This is a genomic window from Nostoc sp. 106C, from assembly GCF_002154725.1.
Lineage (GTDB): Bacteria > Cyanobacteriota > Cyanobacteriia > Cyanobacteriales > Nostocaceae > Aulosira.
On record NZ_MTAW01000198.1, the window covers coordinates 1 to 1,227 of the forward strand.

The window sequence follows — 1,227 nt, forward strand, 5'->3', positions numbered from 1 at the left end:
CGTGTTTGCTTTCCGACGAGTAGTAGTGGAGGTCATAGTTATATTTCGTAGATATAGTAAAATTGTTTGCTCAAAGATTTGCAATCATTACACGGCTAATCTTCAACACGTTTTAGCTAAAAGTTAGTTGGTCAGCACATAAAGCTGCTCCAATTAATCCGACTTTGCGATTTAAGACAATATGAACAGGCATCTGCTTCAATAGAGAATTCATCCGCCCTTTGTCCAAGAATGCTTGCATAAAATTCTCCTGCTAGTAGGATAGTCATTTTTTATTTGCCCCCTGCGAAATTTCCTATAGCTAATAGGTTGAGCTAGATTTATGACTCCTCTTCATGAAAAAAATCATCAATTTTGCTAGTACATCACTACAGAAAAATTCTTCTAATTTTGAACTAGTGGAGAGTTAGTATTTGAGTTGGAGCTACTGTCAGCCAACCCACTTAAATTTTCTGTGGAAATGTTACTATCACCAAATTATCTGTCACTGCTTATGCATCAGCCAATAACAATATCCAAAAAGGTCTAATTTGTGGTTTGTCACACTAACTTGGAAAGCTTGTAGTAGGCGGGTCTAGTCTTTTTAAAAGCACTAGCTGACTACGAACTCGTCATAGTCTGTGTAACAAAGTACTGGTATCTAAATTTTTTGGTTGGCTCAGTAGTCAATATTTAATCACTGCCAGGAATTTAACTGCAAACATTGCAAATTAAATGCCTGGCAGCTACTACCGCTGCAAAAACTTTTTTTACCTTTAAGTAATCGGAGATTACATGGTAGTAAATAGTAACTAAACCTATCGCTTGCTCCAATTTTTAATTTTGATTTAGCTTGATTAATCTAGATTAACACTGCACTTAATCTAAATCAAATATAAAATTACGCTGATTTATATCACTCTAAAGTTAGATGTTTTAAACACCCAATCTTTTTTATATCTAAAGTAGAAACAGCAAAAATAGCTTTCTAAATCATAAGTATATATTTTAAGAATTGTTACGCTTACAACCAGATTTATTGAGTAGAAAATTTGCTCATAGCTTACTATCCAGCAATTTTTCTAATCTTAAGTTTTTATTAGCTAGTAACTGAAGGTTAAACTTCTATTTGCCTCTTATAAAGAAATTTTTTTAATAATATTATTTAGAAATTTGGAAAATCAAGCAATTTAACTGGAGTTTAGACTAAATAGCCGACCTAAAAAGAAAAATAGGGGGTGTGATTGA

At 32.8% G+C, this 1,227-nt stretch carries 1 pseudogene; it reads right to left on the bottom strand.

Features of this window, described 5'->3' with window-relative positions:
• Window positions 1-112 precede the first annotated feature (112 nt).
• A pseudogene (locus tag BV375_RS29855) lies at window positions 113-247 on the bottom strand (glucokinase); the annotation flags it as partial.
• Window positions 248-1,227 lie beyond the last annotated feature (980 nt).